The following is a 22,812-nucleotide window of genomic DNA, read 5'->3' as shown; positions in this document are numbered from 1 at the left end:
CTTCTTTCATTCCGTTTTCATTACATTTTCATACTATAACATACTTACTTGTTATTTTAGAAGCTATCAATTTCATGTTATAATTTAATTAATATTATTAAATATTTTTTATTTATAAATAAGGAGAATCAGTATGGATTTAAATTCTAAATTAATGGAACTTAAAGATGATTATGTAAGATTACAAAACGATCTTGAAAAAAGAGAATCTTTAAATCAAGATATCGATCCTCTACACCGTCAACTAGCAAAAATTGAAGAAGAAATTGCTTCAGTCCGTTCAGAAATAAATAAACAATCTAAAAATTAGCATTCTAGTCAGAATATTACATTCATGCTAAGATTAGAACGAACTTCGAAAGGATGTTAAATCATGCAACTTTATCTTATCTTATTACCACTTCTTTATTTAATTGTTAGTTATATAAGCATCTATAAAATGAATACTATCTTTACTAAAATTTTAAGAATTATTATGGCTATCTTATTAATATTAGTAGTCGCATTGACTACATTATCCTTTGCTGCAGTAAACTGGTGGGTGTTCGTTATTCTTCTACTTCTTATTGGAAATGTTGAAATAACTGCATTTAAATATAATAAGCAAGATTCAAAAGCCGTTAATATCTTAAATATAGTCACGATCATTTTAATGGTTATATATATTATTTTAACGCTTATTTTATACTAAATCATACAACAAGCATCTTATTATGCCATAACGATGCTTGTTTATTTATGTTCATACACATTATATAGCAACATAAAAGGAGGTCAAAACACTTACGTTTTGACCTCTTTTTGTATTATCTATTGAACTTGCGCATTACTTTATTCTTTATAGTCATCAATATTTCATAAATAACCGGTACTACGATTAATGTTAATATCGTAGAAGAAATTAAACCACCTATAACTGTCGCAGCCATGCCTTTAGAAATTAACATAGAACTATCTTCACCAAATAACATCGGAATAAGCGCCCCTATCGTTGCTAAAGCAGTCATAAGTATAGGTCTTATACGTACGCCTCCTGCTTCTATCAATGCCTCTTTCATAGACATACCAGATTTCTCGTTATTTATCACTCTATCAATAAGTACGATAGCGTTAGTAACAACAATACCTATTAGCATTAGCATACCGATCATACTTGGCACTGATAAAGTTTCTCCTGTAATAACTAACGCTAGTACTACGCCTATAACTGTATACGGAAGTGAGAATAATATTGTAAATGGAGCTAACGCACCTTTAAACGTTAATACCAACACTAAGTACACGATAATAATAGCGGCTAACATCGCTAAAGATAATTGAGTGATTGCGTTGCCGATGTCATCATTAGCACCACCAACTTTGACTTTCACACTATTAGGTTTATCCATTTTATTCACTTTAGAAATCATTTGTTGAGAAACGCCGCCAACATTACTACTCGTTACTTTACCAGAAACCGTAGATGTATAATCACCGGCTTCAGTTTTAATTTTATTTGGCGTGGACGTTTTTTCTAAACTTGCTATATCATTTAGTTTAACTTCCTGGCCACTTTGTGAAGGTACTTTCGTATTTTCTAATTTAGATTTACTCCAATTCGTTACCTTGTCTTGTTTAATTTTGACATTAACATTTTTGCCACCATCTTTGACAGTGGTCACAGTTTGGTCAGGGGTATTTTGATTTAATGTCATTGCTAATTGAGAAGCTGTAATACCTTGTTTAGCAGCTTTATCATGATCTACTTTAACATTATATTGTTCGTATGTTTGCGATAAATCTGACTTCACATTAGCTATACCATTTTCCTTTTTCATGCTATTTTCAATTTTATTAACAGTACCTTTGATTTTGGCTAACGAAGGTCCAGTAACATCAATTTCAATTTTATTATTACTGCCACCTGTACCCATATCTTGGTTGCCCCATTCACCAGGACTATCATATTTACTAATATGTTTAAGTACTTTATCGGGTTCTTTATCAAAATTTGGTGTATTTGAATCATATTGAACCATTAACGCTAAACTATTCGTACTACCTGTCGGATCAGTAGGAGAAGCCCCCCCAACGGAATATTGCACTGTTTTAACTTTATTTTTAGAATTTAAATATTTTTGCACTTGTTCGGCATGGTCTAATACCTTACCTTCTGTTTCACCAGGTTTTGGCGTATAAGTCAATGCCATATATTTGTCATCACCTGTAGAGATATAACTCGTACCTATCTTAGCAACACCAAGTACAATACTGGCAATTAAAATGGCTGTACTCAATAACAATATAATCCATTTATGATTTAGCGACCATGACAATACTTTTCTATAATTTGAACTTATTATGCCAAGTGAATTTTCTTTTTTACGTTTAAGTCCTTTATTGAAAAATGTAGAGCCTAATGCAGGTACAATTGTTATTGATACTAATAAAGAAGCTAATAAACTAAATGTTATTGCCAATGCAAATGGTCTAAACATTTCTCCCACTGAACCACTAACAAATGCTAATGGTAAGAAGACAATGATTGTAACTATTGTAGAAGATAAAATAGGTTTAAACACTTCTTTTGTTGCACTTGTTATTAAATCATCTTTTACCAATTGTTCATTTTTATCTGCAAGTCTACGATAAATATTTTCTACTACAACTATCGAATCATCGATCACCCTACCGATAGCTACAGTTAATGCACCTAGTGTTAATATGTTTAATGATATATTCGACAACTTCAGTGCAATCATTGCAATTAATATAGACAATGGTATAGATACGATTGAAATAGTTGTCATTTTAATGTTTCTTAGGAATAATAAAATAACAATGATTGCCACTATTGTACCTAATAGCGCCTTCTCTATCATCGTGTGTAACGAGTCTTTAATTGGTTTAGCAGTATCCATAACGATATGAGATTCCATTTCAGGATTTTGCTTTTTAAAGTCATTAATTTTGTCTTGTACATCGTCAGCAACTTGGACGGTATTAGCATCTTGAGCTTTGGTAATTTGTACATTTAATGCATCTTTACCATTCGTTTTAGAAATACTGTCCCGTGTATCACCTAAATTAACATCAGCTATATCTTTTAACTTAACAGATGAAGATGAACTATCTTGGTCACTTGATTGAGACGACATCATTTTACTTGCTTGTTGTCCACCGTCTTCACTACTTCCACCACTAGCAGCACCTTGTTGTGGAATAGTTAGATTTTTTAGAGCATCTACAGATTTATATTTTCCATCAATGACGACTGACTTATCGGTATCATCAAATTGGAATAAACCTAATGGTGTTTCACTTGTAGCATTTTTAATATATTTCTGGACATCTTGTTCAGTTAGATGATTCTTTCTAAGCTTCGCTTCGTCAAATTTAATTGAAACTTCACGTTTAGTCTGTCCATTAACCTGTGCATTTTGAACACCTTTTACTTGCTGGAGTTTAGGTATTAAATGTTGATTTATTTTTTTAGTTGCATCTTTTAAATTATCTTCTTTATTGGTAAAAGAATAAGCTACGATTGGAAAGGCATCCATAGTGTTACGTGTTATTTCAGGTTCTTTAACACCACTTTTAAATTTAATTTTATCTAATTCTTTTTTTAAGTCGTTTTCAGCTTTATTCATATCAGTACCGTCTTCATATTTCACAGTGACCATAGACGAATTTTGAATAGATTCAGCACTAACATCTTTAACGTCTGCCATTGAGCGTATTTGATCATCAATTTTATCACTTATATCATCTTTCACCGCAGTCGGTGTAGCTCCAGGCATAGAAGTTTGAATAGTCATCGTAGGTGGCTCAACATCCGGTAATAACTCTTGTTTCAGTTTTACACTCGAATAAACACCACCGAGAATCACTAGTAACACCATCAGAAAGATAGCAAATTTATTACCAAGTGAAAACTGTAGCAATTTTTTTATCATTTAATTATACTCCCATCAAAATATGAATTTAATAATAATTTACCATAAATCTAACCATATTAAGTTCCTTATTATAAATTAATGCAAATAATTTTTGCACATTAGATTTAAGATTTATTAAATAGACATCTATTTATAACCACTGACTATATTACATGTTTACAATAATCTAAGTTATACATATATGGTTCTTTCTAAAAATATAAAAACTGTCGACAAAGCCTAATTTTGTCGACAGTTTTATAGTTATTACATTATTTTCTTTTTAGTTTTTTAGAAAGCTGTATTTTAGCTTTAGTTAATTTAGGTTTTACATTTTCAATGATTTGATAGAGAGGTTTATTTAAGACATAATCAAATTCACCGATTTTTTCACTTAAATACGTTCCCCATACCTTTTTAAATGTCCATAAGCCATAGTGTTCTGAATCTTTATCTGGGTCGTTATCAGTACCACCGAAATCATACGTTTTGGCACCATGATCTCTAGCGTATTGCATCATTGCAAACTGCATGTGATGGTTAGGTAAAAAGTCTCTAAACTCATTAGATGAAGCACCATATAAATAGTATGCCTTTTCACCTGAGAACATCAATAAAGCTCCTGATAAGTACATGCCTTCTGGATGTGTTGCTTCTAATTGTTCTAAGTCACTGATTAATGTCTGCGTTTTATCTTTTTTGTTACCTGCATCTTTAATTTTATTTAAGGTTTTTTTATCTTGTTTTTTCTCAGTTAATTTAACGATTTCTTGATCCAATTCTTCCATTTCTTGTCTTAATTCTTTTAACACTGGTTTAGGTTCAAGTTTAACTAAAATCAATTCTGCATCTCCGTCTTCATGTAATGCATCATAGATATTTTGGAAATATGAAATATCTCTCGTTAAAAAGCCGTCTCTTTCGCCAGTTACTTTCATTAAGTTTGCAAAAGTTTCTAAACCTGCTCTATTTGATATTTCAACTTTTGTACCACGTTTTAATGCTAATCTAACTTTTGAACGATTTCTACGTTCAAAAGTTTGTAATAATGATTCATCGTCTTTATCAATAGGTGTAATCATTGTCATTCGGGGCTGAATATAGTCTTTAGACAATCCATTTTTAAAACCTTTATGCTTAAATCCTAACGCTTTTAAGTTTCTTAAGGCGTCAATACCTTTATCTACTTCTACGTCTGGATCAATTTTAATTGCGTAGGCCTTCTCTTCTTTTGCAATTTGCATTGCATATTCTAATAAAGCTTCTAAGGCTAATTTATTTGAGTAATCAGTCACAAACCCTCTTGAGATGTAACATAGGGTATAAGGTAATTTTGGTACTTTTTTGAACAATAATTGCCCCACACCTACAACTTCACCATTTTCACCGACAGCGATACGCTTAGAATACCAACCTGTTAATTTTTTTGTTTCGGCCCATTTTGTTAACTGAAGTAAATCCCCATTTGGATGACTTTTCACAAATGCATCATGTTGTTGATTTGTAATATTCATCTTTTCCATATCTCTGTCTCCTTTATCTTTACAGTGCTTTAATTATACAACGCACAATTCAATCTTTCACGTATAACATAGTCTTTGATATAATAAAATAAATACTAATTAAAGAAGGTTTACCATGAGAATTATTATCCTTGGCTTATTATTTATCATAAATATCATTATCGTTGTTCATAGTTTAGCTAATCCTTTAACTATTAACAATTTTAGTTTGCGTGTATTACTTGTAGCGTTAACATTCGTATTATCTTTATTCTTTTTATTAATACGTTCTAATAAAGTGGCAACATACTGTGCCATTATAACACTTATTTTGGCCCTCTTGCATATATTCATCATTGCGCATAGTGCTTATCAATACATTTATTAATCTGCTTCGAAACAATAATTCAGACCTCTAATTATTAAAGTATATGACGCCTTAGTCTTGCTATCATGCAAGACTATTTTTTCATATTTAGGATTTTCACTATCATAAAATTCATAAATCACATTGTCATTTGGTAATTGCAACTCCGTGACGTCATCATCATCGTTGACGACAATCATTTCGTACCACTGTCTCCATTTAGCTGCAGTAATCTTTCTATTTTCGCATCCAATGCGAACTCTTTTAACTGTAAATTCATTTTGCCTATATGGTGCTAATTTCTTCTCTCTCACTTCATCCGGTTCATCCCATTGTATAAAAAATGGCGGTTTAACTTTTTCTTCTAGCTCATTGATGTACAATAGTTGCCATTCTATTTTATTCCCCTTTGCATCAACACGATTCATCTTAACTGGGCCAATAATATCAACGCCCTTAGATTCTAATTCTAACTTTAAATAATCAATATCATCCGTACTAAAAGCGAGTGTTTTTAGTCCTTGCTTGTAATTGTCATGGACTAATTTAGAAGGAAAGGCAACTCTACCCTCGTCTGTTTTAGATATTTTTAATAAAGTTTCTTTATTGTAGATATCTAACAATTCTATGTAAGCATTCGATATATAAGCGAGACGATTGAACGTACCAAAACGTTCATGACGTCCCCCATTATTTAATGTTAACAACTCCCCAGGATATTTAAACTCAGATAAATTATTTATATAGTGCACGAAATGATCAAGTTTAAGATTCATGGATAAAACCCCTTAATTTTATTTAATTCTATATTAACAAATGACTTCTCTCATTACTCGTATTTTACTAATACCCTAAAAACACCCATACTTATTTACAATTTATAGTAATTTCTCCTTCTAAAAAACATAATACTAATTTAATTAAAAATTTGTGTCTGGCTATTGATTTATTTTCAAATATGCATTAGAATGGTTAATGTTGTAAATAAAGTTAGCAAGGCTAACTATTTGAGAGGTGCCTATGAATACGAAAAAATTATTTGATAGTTTAACTGGTATGTATCGACCTTATGTAAAGTTATTTCAACCAATATTCGAAGAATATGATTTATTCTCAGCTCAATGGCTTGTTTTAAAAGATATTGCACTCAACGAACCAACAACTTTAGTCCAAATATCTAAAAGAAGAGCAATCGAAAAACCCACAACGCGTAAAATATTAAAAGTATTATTAGACAAATCATTGTTAACTATAAAACAAGGTAACGACAAAAGAGAAAGAATTTTAACTCTATCAAAGTCAGGTACTCAACTTTATGAAGATATGAGTAAACAATTCGACCGTATTCAAGAAGACATTGTCAAACGGGCGGGCATCACTTCTAAAGATGTTGATACGACAATAAACACTGTTTTAGCTTTACACGAACAATTATCTAACTCAGAGGAGGAATAGCAAGTGCAACAAGTAACGTCAGGCTCATTAAAATCACCTATTTGGACGAAGAGCTTTAATATTAACTTTATCACTAACTTCTTAGTTTACCTATGTATGTATTTATTAATAGTAATTATCGCGAGTTATACTAAATCAGAATATCATGCTTCAGACAGTATAGCTGGATTAGTTTCAGGTCTTTTTATTATAGGATCACTCATAGGTAGATTTGCCACAGGAAAATACGTTAATAAGATTGGACCAAAACGTATTTTATTAATCGGATTAATCTTTCTAATTGTTTCTCAATTACTATATTTTATCGAAGGTTCATTAACTGTATTAATGGTTACACGTATTATTAATGGTATTGCAACTGGGGTAGCAACAACTGCTACTGGAACAATAGCTGCTTATGTTACGCCACAATCACGTAAAAGTGAAGGCATTAGTTTATTCTCCCTAAGTTTAGTTTTAGGTGCAGCATTTGGACCGTTCTTTGGTTTACTACTAATTAATGCTTTCCCAGTAGAATTATTGTTTTTCATTTGTTTAATTTGTGGCATAGTAAGTTTAGCAATCTCCTTTTTTATTAACTTACAATTTGAAACTATAAAAGAAGATGCTACAAAAGTTACTCAAAGTAAAAAGAAATTTAACATTAATAACTATATTGTAAAAGAAGCCGTACCAGTTGCCGTTGTCATGTTAATTACTGGTTTAACTTACTCTTCAATTTTAACGTTTTTACAATTTTACGCCCAAGAAATTCATTTAGTAACATTAGCTAGTTACTTCTTTATTTTCTATGCTATCGCTTCATTAATCACAAGACCTGTTGCAGGCCGCTTAATGGATAATAGAAACGAAAATGTAGTTGTTTATCCAGCTTTTATTTGCTTAATATTAACGTTCGTTGCATTATGTTTTACAAATTCAGGTTGGTTACTTATCATAGCAGGCTTATTGCTTGGTTGCGGATACGGTAATATTTCTTCAAGTATGCAAGCTATCGCTATTAAAGTTTCCCCACCTACAAAATATGGTATCGCAACATCTACTTACTTTATCGGTTTAGACTTAGGTATAGGTTTCGGTCCATATGTATTAGGTTTCGTAACGTCTGCAGTATCTTTTGCTCAGTTGTATGGCATTATGGCTATACTTGCGTTCGTAACAGCAATTATTTACTTATTCGTACATGGCCGTAAAGTAAAATCTCAATATTAATATAAAAAGGTTAGGTATGTTTGAATGGAATACATTCATAATACCTAACCTTTTTATTAATTTGCCATTTGAGAAGTTTCAATAGCAGCTGTAATATGGCTTAGCAACTCACTTTGTTTATCATTGAAGTAATAAAATACTTGTCTTTCATCTGAATCAGAGCGAATTTTTGAAATGAGTTCTTTTTTATAAATTTTACGTATAATAACATCAATCTTACTTGTATCCCACAACATTTCAAAATGTAAAGTATCCCTCAATACTTTCCAACTAATCTTTTGTGCCTCATAAACTTTATACAGCACAACAAATTCTTCCATAGATAAACTTTGAGTCGTTTTAAGCCAATGTTTTAATTGACATATCGATCTTTCAGATTCGATGAATTGCTTTACTTTACTTTCCATATTTTGATCAAGCCTCCTATGTTTATTCTAGTTGTTGTTTTAATGTTTAAATGGATTTATATATAGTCTTATGCTTTTGAAATATTATATAACAATTCCTTCTTTAAATCTATAACTTTTAAGTTGTTATTTAAATTACTCATTTAGATTTTAAATTAAAGATATTAAAGATTAACGCTTATTTATCATTTAATTATTCTAAGTCAGTGTTTTTTCATTATCTTTAAAGTATTACTTTACTAGTTTTACATATAAAAATAAAAATCTCACAATAATTTATTGTGAGATTAAAAAGTTTATAGCATTGAAAGATTAGTCTTTTAACTAACCACCAATATAGTTCATATTAATTTTCTTACGTTTACGATTAGCAACAGTTTGTTCGGTACGTTCATCTGAATAGCGATCGTCTCGAATGTTCCATAATGCTTTAAATTGTTCTTTAAGTTCAAGATCGGTTGCACCTGAACGTAAAAATGATTTTACATTGAATCCATCGACTGAACTAAATAAACAACCATAAAATTTACCATCTGATGATAATCTTGCACGTGTACAAGTTGAACAAAACGATTGAGACACACTCGTTATTAAACCAAATTTAGCACCATTGTCTGAATGCCGATAATATTTAGCCACTTCACCATAATATTGAGGTGGCACCGGTACTATATCAAAATGTTGTTCTACAGTTTCTAACATTTCATCTTTAGTAACAACTTTACTAAAATCCCAACCATTATCATTACCTACGTCCATAAATTCAATAAAACGTATTTCAATGTCTCTATTTTTAAAGTATTCAATCATCGGAATAATTTGATCATCGTTAACACCTTTTTGAATAACCACATTTACTTTAACATGGAACCCAATACTAACAGCATAATCAATTTGGTCCAATATCGTACTCGCTTTAATATTACGATTATTTATATTTTGAAATACTTTGTCATCAATCGCATCAAGGCTAACATTAATTCTTCTTAATCCAGCATCGTATAGATTTTGCCCATGTTTTTTTAATAATAAACCATTCGTAGTTAAACCTATATCTTCGATAGCATCTATGTGTGATAACTGCTCTATTAACTTATATAGATCTCTACGTAACAACGGTTCTCCACCAGTAATACGTATCTTTTTCACACCGAGTTGTGTATAAACTTCGGCAATTCGTGCCATTTCATCAAAAGTTAATAATTCTTCTTTTGGGAGAAACACGAAGTCATCTCCAAATATTTCCTTCGGCATACAATAATCACAACGAAAGTTACAACGATCGGTAACTGATAATCTTAAGTCTCTTATCGGTCTACCTAATTTATCAGTTATTTGTTCAACCATTTAAAGGACCTCCTTATTTATTTAACACTTGTTCTAAAGAGTCCAAATCTTGTTGATAATTAATATTTTTAAACCAATATTCTGGTGCTTCAATATCTTCAACGTTTAACCAAGCATGATCTACATGGTTATAAACGTTTTTGAAGCTATAGTCATCAGAAATTAAAGCTTGTTCAATATGTTGTAATGTTTTAGGACTGTAAAATGCGATAGTTGGTATTGGATAATTATCTGCCATAAATCCAGCTATATCTAATTTATCTTCAATTAAATGTTCAATCATAAATTGATAAAGTTTGCTAATGGCTTTATTTGAAATCATTGGCGTATCTACTGATACTACGAAAAATAGTTCATCATCGTATTGTTGCATAACTGTGCAAAGACCGGCCAAAGGGCCTTTGTCTTTATAATGCGGTGCATCAACGACTACGTCATTGTAATCAAATTCAGGCGCTAAATCTTCGTTAGTGCTAATAATTATTTTATTAAACATGTTTGTTGCTTCAAGAACATCTACAATTCTTTGATAAAAATATTGTCCTTGTATTTGTGCGAATGCTTTTTGAGCGCCAAATCTTTCAGAACGCCCACCGGCAAGGATTATTGCTTTCATGTCTTTATTAACCTCCGCTAACTGGTGGAATCAATGCAACCGTATCATTTTGTTGTACGATGTCATCATCTTTTACAAATTCTTCATTTACAGCTATTTGATAAGTTTTATTTTTTAAAACTGGATATTGTTCTAACAAATTTAATTTAAGTTGTTCAACAGTAAGTGTATTATCTAAAGGTATTTCTTCGACTTGTTTTGCTAATAAGTCTTTTATTTCTGCAAAATATAAGACTTTCATGCTTAGCCTCCTTCAATTGCATCTTCATGATAACCACATTGATGGCCTTGCCACTCAGCGCCATCTTCCCATATTTCTTTTTTCCAAATTGGTACTATCTCTTTAATACGTTCTATGGCATACTCATTTGCTGCATAAGCATCTTTTCTATGAGGAGAAGATACTGCAATTAATACCGCTATGTCAGAAATGTTTAATGCCCCTATTCTATGGACAATCACCGTCATTGTTTCAGGCCAACGCTTCGCTATCTCTTCTCCAATTTGGGCAAGCTTTTTTTCTGCCATTGGGACATATGCCTCATATTCCAAGTATTCAGTTTTAATACCTTTCGTCCATTCTCTTACATGGCCGGTAAATACTACGACAGCCCCTTTGGTAGCATCAACTACAAATTCTCTGTACTGTTCAGTTTGAATTGGCAAGTTCGTTACTTCAAACTGCTTCATATAATCAGTCCTTTTACTTGTAAAAATGAAAGCAACCATGCTTCATATTGTGCGTAAGCGTTTCCCTCTGTTAAGTCGATACGATATTGAACATTAGATAATCCATTCAATTTAAGATAATCTTCTTGTCGATTATACACAATTATTTTATCGTATGGCGCTTCTTTAAATCCTTCTACTAATATGATGTCACTGTCTATTGTAACAGATTCATTTATGAGTTCATTAAGATTTTGTTTTGCTATGCTTGTAACTGTTTGTCGATAATTTTTGCTTTGAACGATACTTTGATCGGCACCTGCAGAGAAGTGTTTCATATGATCTACATCGTTATCTTGTAAAGTGATTTCTCCACCATGACCATGGTTTTTAATTGTGACAATGGATAAATCAAAAGTTTTTAACAACTTGATAGTGTGCGTCATCAGTGTGGTCTTACCAACATCTTTATACCCGACAATTTGCAAAATCATAATAATAATTCCTCTTCGTAACTTGATGATTCAGTCAAAATCACATCGACCGTACGTCCTTTTTTATAGCCTCTCGTACCACCGGGTAACATTATCATTGCATTACTATGTGCTATGGCTACGACTGCACCAGATTTATTAAAACCAGAAGGTACAGCTGTCATCTCACCACCTGTAAAGGTCGCTTTCGCTCTGATAAAACGGCTAAATGGGTTAGGTTTTGTAAAGTCTTCCATTAGTGTTGCTTTAACAATTTGGGGATAACAAGCGTTAGCACCTGTCATCTTGTTAAGTGCAGGTTTTACGAATAATTCAAAACCTGTAAAACAAGCAGATGGATTCCCAGATAAACCAAATAAATAAGTATTATCTGCTACGGCAACAGTCGTTACGCTACCTGGGCGCATTGCAACTTTATTAAATAATACCTTTGCATCCAATGCTTCATAAATCGCCGGTAAATAATCAAAATCTCCGACTGACACTCCGCCTGTAGTAATCACCATATCATGTTTGCTTTTTGCTTCTTTAACTACTTGAATACTGCTTTCTAAATCATCTTGTTGTATTTTATATGTTTCTATCTCTAGACCGACTTTAGTAGCTAAAGCTTGAATCATTGGTCCATTCGAATTACGAATCTTACCAGGTTCAAGTTCATCACTGACGTCCAACAACTCACTACCAGTAGCTATAATCGCGACGCTAGGTTTTTTATAAACAGTGACATTTTGATAACCATATGTAGCTAAAACAGCAATACCACCTGCATTAAGATGCTGTCCTTTTTTCAAAACAATATCGCCATCAGTGGTCTCTTCGCCTTTTAACGATACATTTTCATATGATTCAAACGGTTTTCTAATAGTAAAAGAACGTTCTTTTTCTACTGTTTGTTCCAACATAACTACAGCATCGGCGCCTTGAGGTAATTTGGCACCAGTCATTATTCTAACTGCCTCATTAGTCCCTAACTTTTTATTAGAAACTGACCCGGCTCCAATATGATCAATAACATTAAATTCAACACGATGCTCTCCACTTGCATTGACTGAATCTTCACTTCTAATTGCAAAGCCGTCGTAAGGTGATTTGTTGAATCTCGGTATATCATAAGTCGCTATAATATCTTGCGCTAACACATAATCTAAACTTTGTTGTAAAGGTACTTCTATAGTAGACATTGTAATGTCTTGTTTCATAACACGCGCAATTGCTTCTTTTACTGCGATTGGATTTCTTTTTTCTACTGTCATTCCTAATCCCCTTTCTTATTTGCTCCATGTTATACTATGAATTGTTTAGGAGGTATATTATGTCAAAATTTACACATATTAATGAACAAGGTAATGCAAAAATGGTAGATGTTTCGGACAAAAGTGATACGAAACGTACTGCTATAGCACATTCTAACATTACCGTTAATGCCGAGATTCACCAACAAATTGTTGAACATACAAACCAAAAAGGTAACGTCCTTAATACGGCTCAGATTGCTGGTGTCATGGCGGCCAAGAATACATCAACAATCATACCAATGTGCCATCCCTTACCTTTAAGTGGCATCGATGTTAGTTTTGACTGGGTTACTAACGACAATGACTATACACTTAATATTACAGTTTCGGTTTCTACGACAGGTAAAACTGGCGTTGAAATGGAGGCATTAACAGCCGCCTCTGTTGTAGCACTAACAATTTACGATATGACAAAGGCTTTAGATAAAGGTATGGTTATCGGTGAAACTTACCTATCCTCGAAAACTGGCGGTAAATCAGGTGACTATACGCGCAAACAATAGTATCTATATTGGGCAGTGTAATCATTTAAATAAAATGTTTACATCATGCCCAATTATTTTGTTAATTCGTGTACTAAATGATTCAATTCAGGCTTAATTAATTTATTTAGTGCTAATTTCACTGCTCCGGAAGAACCTGGTAGACAAAACATTAATTTATCATTTACCGTACCTGCTATAGCTCTAGATAATAATGCTTTTGTGCCTACATCTTCGGTATAACTTAAATATCTAAACAATTCACCAAAACCTTCTATTTCTTTCGTAAATAATGGTCTAACTGTTTCTATAGTAATATCTCGCGGTGATATACCAGTACCTCCAGTAGTTATAATGACGTCAACGTCAGACTTTAACCACAGTTCAATTTGAGACTTTATGGCTTGTGGTTCATCTTTGACAATTTTGTAAGCTTCTTCTCCTACTTCAACATTTTCTTCTGAAAGTAAAGACTTAATTAATTGACCACTTTTATCCGTCTTATAATCTCTCGTATCAGAAATCGTCAACACTGCACTTTGTATTTTTCGTGTTAATTTAATATCACTATGCATCAAAACTCCCCCGTTTTATCCAAATAATTTATTCATAAGTTTTGCCGCTTCACTCGCTTGTGTCATGTTATGAATGAGAAATCTACCATCCTGAAAGTTGACTAAGCGATATCCGTCATATTGAAACATAATAAGATAATCGTTTGTTTTATAATTTATTTTATTTTCTGCTAAAAAGTTTACTAACATTTCCTGGGAAATATTTTTGTTTTGATATTGCACCGTATCTCTACCACATAATGAAGCATACTCATGTGCTTGCTTATTTAAATGTAGGAATGTTGGCTCTGCTCCACATGTTAGACAATCTTTATCTGACATACGACTAAAACCAAACACATGATGATCTCCATTCCAAATATCTCCATAAGTATATTTTGCTGGTACATCATTACCCGTAATTATTTTAAGTGCATCTTTCAGTTGTAAGCTGGTTGTCATCGTAACAGCTGGTTGAATAACACCCACAGTATCACATGTTAAGTTAATTGCAGGAAGTTGTGGTAATAAGCAATTAAAGCAAGGTGTCTCCCCAGGTATAAATGGCGCTTCAACATAAGTGCTTTGTACTACGCCACCATATATCCAAGGAATATGATGTTTAAAGGCAAAATCATTGATTAACATTCTAGTATCAAAATTATCTGTAGCATCTAAAATTAAATTCACTTTACGACTATGTTCTTCTAAAAAAGCATAGTCAACTTGTTCAATAAATGTGTTAATCGTTACGTCCTCTCTAATAGCGTGCAATGCTTGTTCTGCTGCGATAACTTTAGGTAACGCTTCAAACGCATCATTAGCCGAATACAACGTTTGTCGTTGTAAATTACTTTCTTCAATATAATCTCTATCTACTATTGTTAATTCACCAATACCCGCTCTTACTATACCTTCAGCAAGATGTGAACCTAACGCTCCCATACCTATAATCGTGACATGCGCATTTTCTATTAATTTTTGTCCCTCTTCACCTATACCTTTGAACAGCATTTGTCTTGAATAGCGATTATTATTCAATGTTATTGTCCTCTCTTAAATACATTATATTCATTATAAATCTAACTATTATGAGTAACAATAAATTTCAATATTTTAATAGTTTTACTTAAATTAACTTTATTTCCAAATAGAAATGAATGACTATAAGATTAATCCGTTCATCTAAATGACTTTGTGAAAACTATTTAATCATGGTCAAATATGCATAAAAAGTTAATGACGCTTTAGAAACTTAATTTGACTATTAGTTCATTAATAAAAAAGTTCTACCACTATTTCTAATTATTTATTTTGTCGTTTATTTCATGATGCCGTTCATTGACTTTACAAACACTAAAAATAAGAGGTGATATTAATTACATACTAGAGTCAGAGCACAAAAATGGATTGTAGTACATCAAAAAGCCCCTTCACTAGAGCGATAGTAAAGGGGGTATATTTGTCTATACTTTATGCTATTTACCAAATGTAATGATTTCATGTGCCAATCGTGCTGCTTCATAATTTGAATGTGTCACGAATATAATAGGTATTTGCCATGCTTCAAATACATTTTTCACAATTTTGATGCTTTCATCTTTAGTATAGTCATCTAAACTCGAAAATGGTTCGTCCAATAATATTAAATCTGGTTTTGTACTCAATGTACGCGCTAATGCTACACGTTGAGACTCACCACCAGATAATGTATATGGGTATTGTTCAACTAAATGTGCTATGTTCAACTCTGACATTAAGTCTTCGATATGTCGTGAATATGGAGTCATAAAAGTTATATTCTTCAAGACATTCATATTAGGAAATAATTGATAATCTTGAAATAAATAACCTATATTACGTTGCTGAATTTTGACATTCAAATTAGCTTCAGTATCTGTTAACACATTATCATTCACTTTAATAAATGCTTCGTTAGGTTTTCTTAAGCCTGCAATCATATTTAATACAGTTGTTTTACCTATGCCAGACGGGCCTCTTAAAGCATATATTTTAGGTTCTTGATCATTAATATCAATCGTTATCGGAGTATCTTTTAGTTGATGTTTTAGTTTAATGGTAAGCATCTAATCACCCTCCAAATAACGTTCTTTGTTCAAGACGTTGATGGTGCCAATTATCGTTATTGCGAAGGCAACTAACACAAGCACCCATAACCAAGCTTGATTTTCTTTACCTTGTTCTACTAAGAAATAAATTTCTAATGGCAACGTGTTTGTCTTATTCGGTATGTAACCAGCTACCATCAATGTAGCCCCGAATTCGCCAATACCTCTAGCAAAACTCATCATTATGCCAGATAAGATAGAACGCTTCGATAAAGGTAATATAAGTTGTGTAAAAATTTTATTTTCACTTGCTCCCATTGTACGTGCAGTATTCAACATTTTTTTATCAATCCCTCTAAAACCTTGCACTGCGTGTTGATACATTAATGGAAAACTTACAATAATAGAGGCAATGATTGCACCTGTCATAGTAAACACGACAGGGATATGCAATACATGACTAAAGAAATGACCGACGGGACTTTTAGGTGAAAAAATAATAAGCAATATAAAACCCATCACCGTCGGAGGTAAAACAATAGGCAACACAATAATACTTTCCAGTAACCTAGCGACTATTCCATGTCTACTATACAACCATCTTGCGACTATAATACCGATAAAGAAAACGATGATCGTACTAATAACTGCTACTTTAATTGATATCCAAAATGGTGTTAAGTCGACCATCGCACAACCTCCTTCAGTTACTATTCTTCAAATTTGTATTTTTTCATGATAATTTTAGCATCTTTCGTTTTTAAGAAGTCTACCCATTCTTTAGCTGCTTTTTTATTTGATGTCGTTGCAGCTTTGTATGTAATTGGTGTTTTCAACTTAGCAGCATTGATTTCTTTAACTTTGTTATTACCATTATTTTGACTTTGTGCTAAATCTGTTTTATAAACATAACCTAATTGAGCATTTCCTTTTTCTACGTAGTTCAATACTTGGCGAACATCTTTAGCATATACCAAGTTTGATTTTACATCATTATATAGCTTTTGATCTTTTAAATACTGTTCTGCATATTTACCTGCAGGCACGGATTCAGCCTCACCTATTGCTAATTTATCGCCTTTTTTAATGTCTTTTACTGATTTGTAATTACTGTCTTTATCACCGATAAGCACTAGTTTATTTTGTGCATAATTATATGTATGTTTTGCTTTCTTATCTTTTACTAACATATCAACATCTTTTGTGTTGGCAGACATCATAACGTCACTTGGTGCACCTTTTTCAATTTGTTGTCTTAACGCACCAGAACCACCATAATTAAATGAAATCTTTGCATCTTTATGATCTTTTTTAAATGCTTTAGCTAAATCTTTGTTTACATCAGTTAAACTGGCTGCTGCAGAAACCGTGATATGTTGTTTTTTATTTGAATCACTCTTAGAACTTTCTTTATTCTTGTGGTCACTTCCTGAATTTGAGCAACCCGCTAACACTACACTCGCAGTAGTTATACCAACTAATAATTTTTTTATATTCATTTTATTACCCCCTATTTATTTTAATTATAGACTTGTAAAATACTAAAAAAAAGGATGAATTATCATCCTTTTTTAGAGTGTATTTAAAAATTGCTTAAATGCTTCATTCCCTTGCTTGTTATCTTTAAATACCCCTGCGTCTGCTAATACTCTTTTAAATTTAAGTCCTACTTCCTTGTCTATAATTTCATTTACATTCTCATTATCAATTTTATAATTTTGAGCAATCGTTTCTGCCCATTGTTTATGAGGTCCTAGTTCATTATAAGTTTTTCCAAGTAAATAGTTTTTGACATCGGCAAGTTCACTTTTTAATCTTCCTGGTAAAATCGCCATCCCCATAACTTCGATTAGCCCAATATTTTCCTTTTTAATATGTTGCACATCTTGATGTGGATGGAATATACCGTCAGGATACTCATTCGACGTTTGATTATCACGTAACACAATATCTATTTCATATTGCTCATTATGATAACGCACTATAGGCGTTACAGTATGATGTCTTGTGCCATCATCGCTATAAGCTTTTATATCAACACTACTGTCTGAATAATTGTTCCATTGATCCATAACATAGGTAGCAGCTTTAATTAATTGTGCGCTATTATTACTTTTCAACCTAATAACACTCATCGGCCATTTTAAAGTTGTAGCCTCGATGTCAGGAAATGAGATTAACTTAAAAGTTTCTTTAGTAGTAGCTCTATTCATTGGGAATTCATGTCGTCCCGCTTGATAATGATTGTGTGATAAAATTGATCCACCTACAATCGGTATATCTGCATTGGAACCTATAAAATAATGTGGGAATTGTTGAACAAACTCCACTAAATTTTCAAACGTTTGTTGATTAATTTCCATTGGTTCATGCTTACGTGATAATACGATGCTATGTTCATTAAAGTAAGCATATGGCGAATATTGAAATCCCCATTCGTTGCCTGCTAAATTCATGCGGATAATACGATGATTCGTTCTAGCTGCTTGTAATACTGTTCCAATATACCCTTCGTTTTCAAAGCATAGTGCACATTGCGGATAAGCACTTGCAGTCGCATTTTTTTCTTTAGCTATCTGTTTACCGTCTTTCTCTGGCTTTGATAAATTTATTGTTATTTCTATATCACCATAGTCGGTTGCAACATTATAACTAATATTTTTAGCGATAGCGTCTTCCTTAACGTAATGATTGCGCTTAGATAACTTATAAAAATAATCAGTTGCAAGTTTTGGATTTTCTTGATGTTGTCGCCAAAAATGATTATTTACAGTTGAAGGTTTTGGTGTTATTAAATCAAGTATTTGAGCTTCTACTATTTCTCTATTGTAAAGTTCACCTTCGATAGTGCCTGCCTTAACCGCTTCCTCAATCCACAATTGTGCGATATCATTTGGCGTCATCGACGATACAGTATCTATAGTTGTCTCATCTTCAATGCCATTAGCATTAAGTATAGCGATGAGTTTATTTTGTACGTAAATAGCATCTAATGTATCAAATTCGCCCATATCCACAGTGTACTTTATAAACTGATTTACGAGTTGTTTATTGAGTAGCATTGCTTAACCTTCTTCCTGTTTGTAGCCGTGTGGATGAGATTGATGCCATTTCCATGCATCTTGTATGATTTCTTTAATGTCATCATGTTGCGGAACCCAACCTAACAATGATTTAGCCTTATCACTTGATGCAACTAACGTACCTGGATCTCCCGCTCTTCTTTTACCGACTTCAGCTTTAATCTCTTTACCTGTTACCTCACGCGCCGCTTCTAATATTTCAATTACGGAATATCCTTGGCTACTACCTAAATTAAATGTGCCTGAAGCACCACCATTTTTTAAATAATCAAAAGCAAGAATATGTGCAGCTATTAAATCTTCAACGTGTAAATAATCTCTAATGCATGAACCATCTGGTGTATTGTAATCATCGCCAAACACTGTTAAATTGTCACGTTGTCCTAAAGCAACTTGTAAAACGATAGGTATTAAATGCGTTTCAGGTCTATGGTCTTCACCAATTTTGCCATCTGGATTAGCACCTGCCACATTAAAGTAACGTAATGCCGCAAAATTAATGCCATAGGCTTCATGACACCAACGCATCATTTTTTCCATAACTAGCTTACTTTCTCCATAGGGACTAGTAGGATTAGTCGTATCATCTTCTTTAATAGGAATTGAATTCGGTTCTCCGTACACTGCCGCTGTAGAAGAAAAGATGATTTTATCCACATTATAATCGTACATAACTTCTAAAAGCGTTTGTAATCCATGAATATTATTATTAAAATAAGTTAGTGGTTTTTCGACAGACTCTCCAACTAATGAATAAGCACAAAAATGGAAAACACCTTCGATATTTTCTTTATTAAACACTTCATCTAAAAATGTTTTGTCTCTAATATCGCCTTCATAAAATCGAGCCTGCGCATTGACCGATGCGTTATGTCCTGTACCTAAATTGTCGATAACGACAACATCATAACCTTTATCTATAAGTTGATGTACACAATGGCTACCAATATAGCCCGCTCCACCTAGTACTAGTACTGACATATTAATCTCCCTCTCACTGATAAATTAATTTAAACTTTTAACGCCGTCACTGATATTCACATGATAAAACGATGGTGCATAGCCAATTTTCTCTGTATAAGTTGCAGTAACTTCTTGTTCTAATGCTTTAACACTATCTTTATGTACTAAAGCAATAGCACAACCTGCAAAACCTGCGCCAGTCATTCTAGCGCCTAAAACGCCCTCAATAGATTGCGCAGTTTCAGCTAATGTGTCTAATTCCAAGCCTGTGACTGCATAATCATTTTTCAATGATTCATGCGAGTCATTTAATAATTGACCAAATGCTGTAAATTGATTGTTCGACAACATCTCATGTGCTTGTTTCGTTCTTTCATTTTCGCTAATTGCGTGACGCGCTCTCTTCAGGTTAGTAGTATTGTCTATTAAATGTTGATAACGCTCAAATGTAGCTACATCAATATCACATAAATGTTTAATCGTTAATTCTTGTTGCAATGATGCTAATGCTGCTTCACATTCGGCACGACGTTCGTTATATTTAGACTCCGTCAATGAACGACGTTTATTAGTATTCATAATTGATATTACATAGTCTCCAAAATAAGCTGGTACATAATCATATTTTAAAGTACCTGTATCAAGTAATATGGCATGTTCACTTTTACCTAGACCAATTACAAATTGATCCATAATTCCAGAATTAACACCAATATAGTTATTCTCAACTTTTTGTCCAATTTTCACTAAAGTCAATCTATCAAGCTCAAGTTCAAATAAACTTTTAATAAGCCAACCACTTACAAGTTCTATTGAAGCTGATGATGATAAACTTGCACCATTAGGTATATTTCCTTCATATAAAATGTCAAAGCCTTGATTAATAGACGGAAATGATGCTATCAAATATTTAATAACGCCTTTGACATAGTTAGCCCAATCGTGACTTTCATCATATGCCAAGTTATTTAAGTTAAAAGAAATAACTCCTTTTTCTTCAAAATTCAAAGAATAAACATTGATTTTATTATCTTCACGTTTACGCGCTAAACCATAAGTCCCTAATTCAATTGCTGCTGGAAATACATAACCTCCATTATAATCAGTATGCTCGCCAATAAGATTAATTCTTCCTGGAGCAAATGCATAATGTGTTGGTTCAGAGTCAAAAATCGTTGCAAACTTAGTCTTTAAAGATTCTAACATTTCTCCCACCCCTTAATATTTTAAAATCACGAAGAGTAAACACAATTAAAGTTTACTTGTTTACTTATTAACCTGTCAATATTTTATCATTGAGTATTAAAAGTTGTTCGTTCTATCAATCTTGCTTCGACAACAATATGTTGGGCAACTGATCTTAAATTATGAATTCTCTCTTCTGCCATCTTCACTGCACTACGTCCAAATTCATCAATTGCGATATGTACACTACTAATACTTGGTGTTACGTATTGAATTACTTCTAAATCATTAAAACTAATAAGTTTAATATCGTCGGGTAATTGTATTCCATGTTGTAATAACTGTTGAATAATGCCTATGGCTACCATGTCATTTCCAGCAATAAACACTTCCGGTAATTGTTCCTTTTCTATTAATGATTTTAATTGCTCAGCACTTTGTTCTTTATTCCATCCACATAAATATGCTTGTTGTTCAATATTATTATCGTTACACCATTTTTTATATACTTTGTATCTTGGGTCATTTTCGCTCATTGTTGCATTTCCAGTTAAATTTCTAATTGTATGTAGTCCTCCCATATAACCAATAGTTGAATAACCTGTGCTTTGTATTTTAGTTAATAAATTATGCATTGCATCTTCGATATTAGAATACACTGCATCTATATATTGTGGTGTTTGTGGATTATTAATAACGACTAAATTGGAATTAATTGCATATAGTTGTTCCAAAGCTTCAACTGAAAAGTTGCCTATTACTATTAAAGCACCTGCTTTAGCAATTTTTTGCTCATCAAGCGCTTGCGTTGTGCCATCAATACGTATCGTCTTTTTCAATGATAACTTTAACCGTTTTACTTCCGATTCTATAGCTAGACGTATCTCTCGATAATATGGATCGGACATTTCGCGTTCTTTTGATGCATACGTAATTAATTGAATACTTTTATTTGTGCGTGTCACTTTTTCATATCGAAGTTTTTCAGCAATTGAAAAAATTCTTTCTCTAGTGTTTTGAGCTACAGAGATAGTTGGATCATTATTTAAAACGCGCGAAACAGTACCGGGGCTAACATTTGCCTCACGTGCTATATCTCTAATACTTGCCATTTTAGAACCTCACTTTGTTTACTTAAGTTTACTTATTTACTTCTATTATAGTTTACTCACACCACGTTACAACATATTTT

Annotated in this window: 25 protein-coding genes; 5 read left to right on the top strand and 20 right to left on the bottom strand. The window is 32.5% G+C overall.

What is annotated here, in order from left to right; translation table 11 throughout:
- Positions 1 to 133: 133 nt before the first annotated feature.
- Complete coding sequence (locus ISP02_RS03015) at positions 134 to 310, top strand: SE1832 family protein (RefSeq protein ID WP_195720195.1); 177 nt, start codon at positions 134 to 136, stop codon at positions 308 to 310.
- A 63-nt stretch (positions 311 to 373) separates the two neighbouring features.
- Positions 374 to 691, top strand: coding sequence for a membrane stabilizing protein MspA (mspA, locus tag ISP02_RS03010; protein WP_195720194.1), 318 nt, complete (start codon positions 374 to 376; stop codon positions 689 to 691).
- Between the two features lie 115 nt (positions 692 to 806).
- On the opposite strand, the gene ISP02_RS03005 is transcribed toward mspA, so the two are convergent.
- The 4 genes from ISP02_RS03005 to ISP02_RS02990 all read right to left on the bottom strand — a co-directional run bounded on the left by ISP02_RS03005 (position 807) and on the right by ISP02_RS02990 (position 6,562).
- Entirely contained in the window at positions 807 to 3,935 is a 3,129-nt protein-coding gene (locus ISP02_RS03005) for an efflux RND transporter permease subunit (RefSeq protein WP_195720193.1), read from the bottom strand.
- A gap of 254 nt (positions 3,936 to 4,189) precedes the next feature.
- Positions 4,190 to 5,440 (bottom strand): lipid II:glycine glycyltransferase FemX, encoded by a 1,251-nt coding sequence (locus ISP02_RS03000; protein WP_195720192.1) that lies wholly within the window; start codon positions 5,438 to 5,440, stop codon positions 4,190 to 4,192.
- 168 nt (positions 5,441 to 5,608) lie between these two features.
- Positions 5,609 to 5,737, bottom strand: a complete 129-nt coding sequence (locus ISP02_RS13190) for a hypothetical protein (protein WP_328806014.1) — start codon at positions 5,735 to 5,737, stop codon at positions 5,609 to 5,611.
- A gap of 66 nt (positions 5,738 to 5,803) precedes the next feature.
- Positions 5,804 to 6,562, bottom strand: coding sequence for a VOC family protein (locus ISP02_RS02990; protein WP_195720190.1), 759 nt, complete (start codon positions 6,560 to 6,562; stop codon positions 5,804 to 5,806).
- A gap of 244 nt (positions 6,563 to 6,806) precedes the next feature.
- Here ISP02_RS02990 and ISP02_RS02985 point away from each other — a divergent pair, with 244 nt between their 5' ends.
- Together ISP02_RS02985 and ISP02_RS02980 are read left to right on the top strand one after the other, a co-directional pair.
- Complete coding sequence (locus ISP02_RS02985) at positions 6,807 to 7,241, top strand: MarR family winged helix-turn-helix transcriptional regulator (protein ID WP_195720189.1); 435 nt, start codon at positions 6,807 to 6,809, stop codon at positions 7,239 to 7,241.
- A gap of 3 nt (positions 7,242 to 7,244) precedes the next feature.
- Positions 7,245 to 8,453, top strand: a complete 1,209-nt coding sequence (locus ISP02_RS02980; protein ID WP_195720188.1) for an MFS transporter — start codon at positions 7,245 to 7,247, stop codon at positions 8,451 to 8,453.
- A gap of 56 nt (positions 8,454 to 8,509) precedes the next feature.
- Here the strand turns inward: ISP02_RS02980 and ISP02_RS02975 are convergent, their stop codons facing one another.
- From ISP02_RS02975 to ISP02_RS02945, 7 genes are all read right to left on the bottom strand, one after another.
- A complete protein-coding gene (locus ISP02_RS02975; protein ID WP_195720187.1) occupies positions 8,510 to 8,860 on the bottom strand; it encodes a transcriptional regulator, SarA/Rot family in 351 nt (116 codons plus the stop codon).
- Between the two features lie 324 nt (positions 8,861 to 9,184).
- On the bottom strand, positions 9,185 to 10,207 hold the full coding sequence (gene moaA, locus ISP02_RS02970; protein ID WP_195720186.1) for a GTP 3',8-cyclase MoaA: 1,023 nt from the start codon (positions 10,205 to 10,207) through the stop codon (positions 9,185 to 9,187).
- A gap of 13 nt (positions 10,208 to 10,220) precedes the next feature.
- A complete protein-coding gene (mobA, locus tag ISP02_RS02965) occupies positions 10,221 to 10,823 on the bottom strand; it encodes a molybdenum cofactor guanylyltransferase MobA (RefSeq protein WP_195720185.1) in 603 nt (200 codons plus the stop codon).
- 7 nt (positions 10,824 to 10,830) lie between these two features.
- The gene (gene moaD / locus ISP02_RS02960) at positions 10,831 to 11,064 is read right to left on the bottom strand and encodes a molybdopterin converting factor subunit 1 (protein ID WP_195720184.1); all 234 of its coding nucleotides are present in this window, start codon (positions 11,062 to 11,064) and stop codon (positions 10,831 to 10,833) included.
- Between the two features lie 2 nt (positions 11,065 to 11,066).
- Positions 11,067 to 11,513 carry a molybdenum cofactor biosynthesis protein MoaE gene (locus tag ISP02_RS02955; RefSeq protein WP_195720183.1) on the bottom strand — a complete coding sequence of 149 codons (447 nt, stop codon included), beginning with the start codon at positions 11,511 to 11,513 and terminating at the stop codon, positions 11,067 to 11,069.
- Positions 11,510 to 11,986 carry a molybdopterin-guanine dinucleotide biosynthesis protein B gene (mobB, locus tag ISP02_RS02950; RefSeq protein ID WP_195720182.1) on the bottom strand — a complete coding sequence of 159 codons (477 nt, stop codon included), beginning with the start codon at positions 11,984 to 11,986 and terminating at the stop codon, positions 11,510 to 11,512. The genes ISP02_RS02955 and mobB overlap by 4 nt, the downstream gene beginning before the upstream one ends.
- The gene (locus tag ISP02_RS02945; RefSeq protein WP_195720181.1) at positions 11,983 to 13,242 is read right to left on the bottom strand and encodes a molybdopterin molybdotransferase MoeA; all 1,260 of its coding nucleotides are present in this window, start codon (positions 13,240 to 13,242) and stop codon (positions 11,983 to 11,985) included. Before ISP02_RS02945 ends, mobB begins: the two co-directional genes overlap by 4 nt.
- 59 nt (positions 13,243 to 13,301) lie before the next feature.
- Here ISP02_RS02945 and moaC point away from each other — a divergent pair, with 59 nt between their 5' ends.
- Entirely contained in the window at positions 13,302 to 13,787 is a 486-nt protein-coding gene (gene moaC, locus ISP02_RS02940) for a cyclic pyranopterin monophosphate synthase MoaC (RefSeq protein ID WP_195720180.1), read from the top strand.
- A 53-nt stretch (positions 13,788 to 13,840) separates the two neighbouring features.
- Here the strand turns inward: moaC and ISP02_RS02935 are convergent, their stop codons facing one another.
- The 9 genes from ISP02_RS02935 to ISP02_RS02895 all read right to left on the bottom strand — a co-directional run bounded on the left by ISP02_RS02935 (position 13,841) and on the right by ISP02_RS02895 (position 22,732).
- On the bottom strand, positions 13,841 to 14,341 hold the full coding sequence (locus tag ISP02_RS02935; protein ID WP_195720179.1) for a MogA/MoaB family molybdenum cofactor biosynthesis protein: 501 nt from the start codon (positions 14,339 to 14,341) through the stop codon (positions 13,841 to 13,843).
- A gap of 15 nt (positions 14,342 to 14,356) precedes the next feature.
- Positions 14,357 to 15,334 carry a ThiF family adenylyltransferase gene (locus ISP02_RS02930; RefSeq protein WP_195721815.1) on the bottom strand — a complete coding sequence of 326 codons (978 nt, stop codon included), beginning with the start codon at positions 15,332 to 15,334 and terminating at the stop codon, positions 14,357 to 14,359.
- Between the two features lie 464 nt (positions 15,335 to 15,798).
- Entirely contained in the window at positions 15,799 to 16,407 is a 609-nt protein-coding gene (locus tag ISP02_RS02925) for an ATP-binding cassette domain-containing protein (RefSeq protein ID WP_195720178.1), read from the bottom strand.
- Positions 16,408 to 17,079: a molybdate ABC transporter permease subunit gene (modB, locus tag ISP02_RS02920; protein WP_195720177.1), complete on the bottom strand. Its 672-nt coding sequence runs from the start codon at positions 17,077 to 17,079 to the stop codon at positions 16,408 to 16,410.
- Between the two features lie 20 nt (positions 17,080 to 17,099).
- A complete protein-coding gene (modA, locus tag ISP02_RS02915; RefSeq protein ID WP_195720176.1) occupies positions 17,100 to 17,888 on the bottom strand; it encodes a molybdate ABC transporter substrate-binding protein in 789 nt (262 codons plus the stop codon).
- A 72-nt stretch (positions 17,889 to 17,960) separates the two neighbouring features.
- Positions 17,961 to 19,451: a UDP-glucose--hexose-1-phosphate uridylyltransferase gene (gene galT, locus ISP02_RS02910; protein ID WP_195720175.1), complete on the bottom strand. Its 1,491-nt coding sequence runs from the start codon at positions 19,449 to 19,451 to the stop codon at positions 17,961 to 17,963.
- 3 nt (positions 19,452 to 19,454) lie between these two features.
- A complete protein-coding gene (gene galE / locus ISP02_RS02905) occupies positions 19,455 to 20,453 on the bottom strand; it encodes a UDP-glucose 4-epimerase GalE (protein WP_195720174.1) in 999 nt (332 codons plus the stop codon).
- A gap of 24 nt (positions 20,454 to 20,477) precedes the next feature.
- Positions 20,478 to 21,641, bottom strand: a complete 1,164-nt coding sequence (locus ISP02_RS02900) for a galactokinase (RefSeq protein WP_195720173.1) — start codon at positions 21,639 to 21,641, stop codon at positions 20,478 to 20,480.
- Positions 21,642 to 21,727: 86 nt separating this feature from the next.
- Positions 21,728 to 22,732 carry a LacI family DNA-binding transcriptional regulator gene (locus tag ISP02_RS02895; RefSeq protein WP_195720172.1) on the bottom strand — a complete coding sequence of 335 codons (1,005 nt, stop codon included), beginning with the start codon at positions 22,730 to 22,732 and terminating at the stop codon, positions 21,728 to 21,730.
- Positions 22,733 to 22,812: the final 80 nt, after the last annotated feature.

This window comes from Staphylococcus durrellii, assembly GCF_015594545.1.
Taxonomy (GTDB): domain Bacteria; phylum Bacillota; class Bacilli; order Staphylococcales; family Staphylococcaceae; genus Staphylococcus; species Staphylococcus durrellii.
This window is presented reverse-complemented; position numbering and strand designations above follow the sequence as displayed.

Excerpts from the sequence above, each read along its gene's own strand:
- ISP02_RS03015 (WP_195720195.1), top strand. The coding sequence starts at position 134 with ATGGATTTAAATTCTAAATTAATGGAACTTAAAGATGATTATGTAAGA.
- mspA (WP_195720194.1), top strand. The coding sequence starts at position 374 with ATGCAACTTTATCTTATCTTATTACCACTTCTTTATTTAATTGTTAGT.
- ISP02_RS03005 (WP_195720193.1), bottom strand. The coding sequence starts at position 3,935 with ATGATAAAAAAATTGCTACAGTTTTCACTTGGTAATAAATTTGCTATC.
- ISP02_RS03000 (WP_195720192.1), bottom strand. The coding sequence starts at position 5,440 with ATGGAAAAGATGAATATTACAAATCAACAACATGATGCATTTGTGAAA.
- ISP02_RS13190 (WP_328806014.1), bottom strand. The coding sequence starts at position 5,737 with ATGGCACAGTATGTTGCCACTTTATTAGAACGTATTAATAAAAAGAAT.
- ISP02_RS02990 (WP_195720190.1), bottom strand. The coding sequence starts at position 6,562 with ATGAATCTTAAACTTGATCATTTCGTGCACTATATAAATAATTTATCT.
- ISP02_RS02985 (WP_195720189.1), top strand. The coding sequence starts at position 6,807 with ATGAATACGAAAAAATTATTTGATAGTTTAACTGGTATGTATCGACCT.
- ISP02_RS02975 (WP_195720187.1), bottom strand. The coding sequence starts at position 8,860 with ATGGAAAGTAAAGTAAAGCAATTCATCGAATCTGAAAGATCGATATGT.
- moaA (WP_195720186.1), bottom strand. The coding sequence starts at position 10,207 with ATGGTTGAACAAATAACTGATAAATTAGGTAGACCGATAAGAGACTTA.
- mobA (WP_195720185.1), bottom strand. The coding sequence starts at position 10,823 with ATGAAAGCAATAATCCTTGCCGGTGGGCGTTCTGAAAGATTTGGCGCT.
- moaD (WP_195720184.1), bottom strand. The coding sequence starts at position 11,064 with ATGAAAGTCTTATATTTTGCAGAAATAAAAGACTTATTAGCAAAACAA.
- ISP02_RS02955 (WP_195720183.1), bottom strand. The coding sequence starts at position 11,513 with ATGAAGCAGTTTGAAGTAACGAACTTGCCAATTCAAACTGAACAGTAC.
- mobB (WP_195720182.1), bottom strand. The coding sequence starts at position 11,986 with ATGATTTTGCAAATTGTCGGGTATAAAGATGTTGGTAAGACCACACTG.
- ISP02_RS02945 (WP_195720181.1), bottom strand. The coding sequence starts at position 13,242 with ATGACAGTAGAAAAAAGAAATCCAATCGCAGTAAAAGAAGCAATTGCG.
- moaC (WP_195720180.1), top strand. The coding sequence starts at position 13,302 with ATGTCAAAATTTACACATATTAATGAACAAGGTAATGCAAAAATGGTA.
- ISP02_RS02935 (WP_195720179.1), bottom strand. The coding sequence starts at position 14,341 with ATGCATAGTGATATTAAATTAACACGAAAAATACAAAGTGCAGTGTTG.
- ISP02_RS02930 (WP_195721815.1), bottom strand. The coding sequence starts at position 15,334 with ATGCTGTTCAAAGGTATAGGTGAAGAGGGACAAAAATTAATAGAAAAT.
- ISP02_RS02925 (WP_195720178.1), bottom strand. The coding sequence starts at position 16,407 with ATGCTTACCATTAAACTAAAACATCAACTAAAAGATACTCCGATAACG.
- modB (WP_195720177.1), bottom strand. The coding sequence starts at position 17,079 with ATGGTCGACTTAACACCATTTTGGATATCAATTAAAGTAGCAGTTATT.
- modA (WP_195720176.1), bottom strand. The coding sequence starts at position 17,888 with ATGAATATAAAAAAATTATTAGTTGGTATAACTACTGCGAGTGTAGTG.
- galT (WP_195720175.1), bottom strand. The coding sequence starts at position 19,451 with ATGCTACTCAATAAACAACTCGTAAATCAGTTTATAAAGTACACTGTG.
- galE (WP_195720174.1), bottom strand. The coding sequence starts at position 20,453 with ATGTCAGTACTAGTACTAGGTGGAGCGGGCTATATTGGTAGCCATTGT.
- ISP02_RS02900 (WP_195720173.1), bottom strand. The coding sequence starts at position 21,641 with ATGTTAGAATCTTTAAAGACTAAGTTTGCAACGATTTTTGACTCTGAA.
- ISP02_RS02895 (WP_195720172.1), bottom strand. The coding sequence starts at position 22,732 with ATGGCAAGTATTAGAGATATAGCACGTGAGGCAAATGTTAGCCCCGGT.